The sequence below is a fragment of the Protofrankia sp. Cr1 genome, from assembly GCF_963555865.1.
Taxonomy (GTDB): Bacteria; Actinomycetota; Actinomycetes; order Frankiales; family Frankiaceae; genus Protofrankia.
In genome coordinates, this window is sequence record NZ_CAUVXO010000019.1 from 1 (window position 1) to 5,441 (window position 5,441).

Here is a 5,441-nt window from a genome sequence, read left to right on the forward strand (position 1 = left end):
CGCGCTGGTGCGTTACGTGGCTGCCGCCGGAATCGCGCTGGTGGCGGTTTTCTCCGCCACGGCCGCGACTGACCTGAGCACGGCGGGCACACCGCTCATTCTCAGCGCGATGTCGAGTACCGCCACGACATCCGGTACGACCACGAGGCTGGGTGAGTCATCGCTCCCGCAACTGGTGCACGTTGTCTGATCACTGCAGTCGAACGAGACAGCTCACCGAACTTCCCGGGCAGCGGCGAGCAGCTCATCGAAGAAGAAACCCACCTTCGCCTCGATCGGTCGGCCCGGCCCGATCCCCCGTCAGCGGGCGGTCCGCGGACCGTCAGATCTCGGTGACGGGTCGGCGAGGAGGGCCTCGAGGTCGGGTTCGGACAACAGCGGCGGACGTGCGACCTCACCCGAGCGGACATAGAGGAATGCCGCGTCCACCGCGTCCGGACGCACCCCCCGCAACCGCGCCCAGGCCAGCCGGTAGACCGCCAGCTGCACCGCGTCCGCATGCTGGCGGCCGGTCTTCCAGTCGACCACTTCCCACCGGCCGCCCCCGAGGTCGTACACCGCATCGATGCGCCCCCGGACCGCGCGGCCGGCGATCAGCAGCTCGAACGGCGCCTCTACCGCGAACGGACGCCGCCGACCATACGGGCTCGCCAGAAACGACTCCCGCAACGCCGCGATCTCGCCGTCGTCCACCGCCTCGTCCGCAGCCCCCGGCAGATCCTCGGGATCGAGCAACGGGGCCTGCTCGAAGACACCCTCCACCCAGGCGTGAAACGCCGTACCTCGACGCGCCTGCGGCGCCGGGCGCCGCGGCATCGGGCGGGCGAGGTCGCGGGCCAGCCCCGCCGGATCGGATCTCAACTGCACCACCTGGGAAGCGGTGAGCGCACGCGGCAACTCCACCTCGCGGGAGGGCCGCCGGGCACGGCGAGCTTCTTCCAACAGCAGCTCGACATCACGGTCGAGTTCGGCGAGCGTCTGCCGTTCCGCCGGGGTCATCCCATCACGATCGTCCACGGGCAGCGGCTGATCCGCGCCCAGCGCGCTGAGGTATCCCGTGACCTGTTCGGCGGCGGCGCGGCGGCGGGCATAAGCCGCAGGCTCATACGGCAGCGGCCAGTCGAGGTCTTGCATGCCGGCGAGCTGTGGATTGGTCTCGTCCTCGGACGGTTTCGGCGCCCACACCGCGACCCTGCCGTGGCCGGCGCGCACGTGTTCGTACAACTCGTCGAGGAACACCGACGGCCCACGCAACCGACGCTGCGCCGGCCCCCACCAGTGCCCGCTGCCGAACAGCAGGGACTTGGCCCGGGTGAACGCGACATAGCCGAGACGGCGTTCCTCCCGTTCCAGATAGGCGTCACAGTCGGCGGCGAAGCCGGCGAGGTCGGGCTTACCGAGGCCGGGCAGCACGGGCAGATCGTCGGCGTCCCCGCGCAGGGTCGTGGGTAGCACCGACGGCGATGTGGTCCACTTCGACCGGACGGTAGTGATCGGAAAAACCGTGTGACTGAGGTTCGGCACGGCCACGACCTCCCACTCCAGCCCCTTGGACTTGTGGACGGTCATCAGCTGGACGGCATCCGCGCCGGACGGGCTGGTCGCGTCCAGACCACGCTCGTGTTCCTGCGCGGCACGCAGGAATGCCAGGAACGCACGGACCGAACCGTCGTTGTCCAGACCGGTGAAGCCCGCCGCGACGTCGATGAACGCGGCAAGGTTGTCACGGCGGCGGGCCGTGATCGCCTCGGGGCTCGCCGCCAGTTCCACGTCCAGACCGGTGACCTCGACGATCCGGTGGATGACGTCCAGCAGTGGCTCGTCGATGTGGGCCCGCAGATAGCGCAGTTCCGCACCGAGCATCCGCAGCCGGGCCCTGGCCTGGGGCGACACCTGTGGGCCCGGGTCGTCCAGCACGTCGGCGAGCGCGACCACGTCGCAGGGGTCGATCCCGAGCACCGCCTCATCGAGCGCATCGGTCGGCAGCGCTTCGCCCGCCGGCTGGTGGGGTACCAGAGGGTCGGATCCAGTCTGGTCGAGGGGGGCGGTGCGGGCCACCCCGACCCCGACGGCCTCACGCGCCGCGCGCCCGAGCGCCGCGAGGTCACGGCGGCCCAGCCGCACCCGCGGACCGGTGATCAGCCGCGTGAGGGCCGCGTTGGCCGTCGGATCGTCCAGCACCTCCAGCGTCGCGATGACGTCGGCTACCTCCGGCAGGCTCAACAGACCGCCGAGGCCCACGACCTCCACCGGCAGTTCAGCCGCTAGCAGGGCCGCGTACAGCGCGGGGACGTCGCGACGCGCCCGCACGAGTACCGCGCACTCCCCCGGCCGTGCGCGGCCGGCACTGACGACCTCCCGCAACGTCGCCGCGATCCAACGAACCTCCTGCGACCAGGTCGGATGCAGCGCGATAACCGTTTCGCCACGGTCTGCGACGTCGTCGCGCGGACGCAGCCGCGCGACGCGGTGTCGGGCCCGCAGGCCGGCCGCGACCGCGTTGGCCAGGCTCAGCAACCGCCCACCGCTGCGTTGGTTGACCGACAGCTCGTACACCCGCGACGGCCCGCCGCCACGGCGCGGGAAATGGTCCGGAAAGCCGTCGAGGTTCGCAACGGACGCGCCACGCCAACCGTAGATGGCCTGGCATGGGTCACCGACGGCCGTCACCGGATGACCACTGCCGAACAGGCCTGCGAGCATCTGCCGCTGCGCTACGGATGTGTCCTGGTACTCGTCCAACAACACGACCCCGGCCCGGGAACGCTCCGACGCGCCGACCGCCGGCACGGTGGCGGCCAGTCGGACGGCGTGGCGGACCAGATCACCGAAGTCGATGACGTCGAGCTCGCGTTTGGCCGCGCGGAACTCCGCGACCATTGCGGCGAGCTCCCGGCGGGACCGGGCGACCAGGGCCATCCGGCCGAGAGCGTCGACATGACCCTTGTTACGCGGCCGTTCCCGTTCGGCGATGAGCACCGTTTCGATCTCGGCCAGCCAGCCGAGATCGAAACCAGCCAACGCGCCCGGTTCGACAAGGTGCTCGCTGCATTCCGCGTCAAGGGAGATGATGTCGCCGACGAGCATCGACAGCGGCCTGGTCAGCGCCGCGACCGGTCCGCGGTGGCGGCGCAGCACTCGCCCGGCGAGCTGGTAGCGGGTTGCGTCGGCAAGGAGGGTGAAACCCGGTTCCAGGCCGAGCCGCAGCGCGTGGTCGGTGACCAGCCGTTTCGCGAACGAATGGTAAGTGGACACGACCGGCTCGCCGGGCTCGCCGTCACAGGTTTCGCCCCCCGTTACGCCGGCGGCACCCGTGAGACCGGATTTCTCCAGGCCACGGCGGATCCGGTCGGTGAGTTCGCCCGCGGCCTTGGTCGTGAAGGTGAGCCCGAGCACGGCGTCGGGCGCCACCTGACCGGTCACGACCAACCACACGACCCGGGCGGCCATCACCGAGGTCTTGCCCGAACCAGCCCCGGCGACGATCACCCCGGGCTCCAGCGGAGCGGTCGCCGCCGTGATCTGCTCATCGGTGAACGGCACCCCGAGGAGATCACGCAGCTCCGCCGGCACCAGGTCGAGCCCCGTCGGTCGAGCCGCCGCAGCCACGGTCATGTGATCACCTGCTGTCCCTCATCCTGGGCTGGGCAGCACCGCCGAAACGTGCATGTCGGGCAGGACGCGCCCGGACGTGGCGGGAAGCGCTCCGCGTCGATGTGTTCGACCGCGTCCAACAGCAGGTCGTCTACCCAGGTGGGGCCGTCGACCGGCAGTGCCTCCTGACGTTGGACCTTCGGCGCCCGAGCCGCCGGGGTCGCAACCGGCGGATCCGGCGGATCCGGCGGATCCGGCGCCGGCTCTGGCACTGGACCTGACGCCGCGTCAAGACGCAGGTGCACCAGTTCCGCTCCGCCGGGCTCGGCTCGGGCTCCATCGGCGTCGCACGCCACCGCTCCGTGACGAACGGCAAGCTGATAGGTGCCGAGCTGCGGATGACGCGCCACATCCGAACTGGACGGAGCCGTCCGACCCGTCTTGAAATCGACGACGTGTACCCGGCCGTCATCGTCCAGCTCGATGCGGTCGATGAAACCCCGTAGCTTCACCGTCCGTCCGCCCACCACGATGTCGCAGCTGAACGGGACCTCGCTGGCCACCAACCGCCGATGGCGCGTGGCCGCGTGCCACACCAGGAACCGGGCCAGCGCCTGGCGCGCCGCCGCCCGCTGCTGCTGGGAACGCCACGGCGCCTCATAGGCGAGATGGCGCCATACCCGTTCCAGCCGGGCGTCGAGCGCGTCGAGGTCGGGAGCGGTCCGCCCGGTCGCGACCTCGTCGGCGAGTGCATGCACGACCTTGCCGAAGCCCATGTCGGAGCTGGTCGCGGCCTGCGCATGCGCCTCGTGCTCAAGGAACCAGCGCATCGGACAGATCGCCAGCACCGACAGCGACGACCCCGACAATCGGATGGGGGTGTCCGCGGCGACCGCTGGAACGTCGCCCGCAGTCACCTCGGCCAGCCCCCACCACCGACCTGGACGGGCGGAGGGGACGAGCGGCCGACCCACGTCGTCAACCGCGGCCGCGAGCCGCGCCAGCCGCACCGATGCGGCCGCCCGCATCGCCGGCGTCGAGGCCGGGTCGACCGTGGTCCGGCGCAGCGCCGCAACCGCCGACGACAGTGTGAGCGGACGGGCCAGCCGGGAACGGTGCATGGTCACCGAGACACCGAGCGGTCCCGCGTCGCACAGTTCACGAAAGAACCGGCTGGGACCCGCACCCTGATCCTCGGTGGAGTCGACCGCGGTGACAACAAGCCGGCGCCGTGCCCGGGTCAACGCAACGTAGAACAGCCGACGTTCGTCCGCAAGAAGTTCGGTGCGGGTCGCGGCCTCACGCATCCCCCCGCACTCCGGGCGGTCCAGGCGTTCGGACTCCAGCAACGAGTGGCGGGTTCGCAGGTCCGGCCATTGCCCGTCCTGGACGCCGCAGACGACCACGACATCCCATTCCAGGCCTTTGCTGCGATGGGCGGTCAGCAACCGGACCACATCCGCCCGGGCCGGACGCTCGGTCAGCGAATCACCGGTGATCTGCTGCTGTTCCAGTTCGTCCAGGAGTGGGCCGATGCCGGTGCCGGGTCCGTGCCGCACGCTCGAGCGGCCGATGGTCGCGAACAGCGCGACCAGGGCGTCCAGATCACGGTCTGCCGCCCGGCCGGCGGCCCCGCCCGCGGCGGACGCCCGTTCCAGCCGGGCGGGCCAGCCGGTGCCCGACCACAGCACCCACACGACGTCCTCGGGCGTGCCGCCGCCGTCGCGCACCGCGCGCGCCGATCGCAGCAGCTCACCCAGGCGCCGGGCCGGGCCCGCGATGTGGTCGGGGACCATCAGCAGGGTGCGGTCGGGGTCGGCGACGGCCTGCCGGATGAGTTCCGCCGA

At 71.2% G+C, this 5,441-nt stretch carries 3 protein-coding genes; 1 reads left to right on the top strand and 2 read right to left on the bottom strand.

From position 1 onward, the window contains the following. On the top strand, positions 1-190 hold a 190-nt coding region (locus tag U9980_RS03570), incomplete at its 5' end, for a hypothetical protein (protein WP_322766661.1). Positions 191-300: 110 nt separating this feature from the next. Here the strand turns inward: U9980_RS03570 and U9980_RS03575 are convergent. Together U9980_RS03575 and U9980_RS03580 are read right to left on the bottom strand one after the other, a co-directional pair. Further along, positions 301-3,615, bottom strand: a complete 3,315-nt coding sequence (locus U9980_RS03575; RefSeq protein WP_322766662.1) for an ATP-dependent DNA helicase — start codon at positions 3,613-3,615, stop codon at positions 301-303. Next, a partial coding sequence (locus U9980_RS03580; protein ID WP_322766663.1) for a PD-(D/E)XK nuclease family protein occupies positions 3,612-5,441 on the bottom strand: 1,830 nt, incomplete at its 5' end. The genes U9980_RS03580 and U9980_RS03575, both read right to left, overlap by 4 nt.

What these genes read in the sequence shown, in the direction of transcription:
- U9980_RS03575 (WP_322766662.1), bottom strand. Translation starts at nt 3,615, where the DNA reads ATGACCGTGGCTGCGGCGGCTCGACCGACGGGGCTCGACCTGGTGCCG.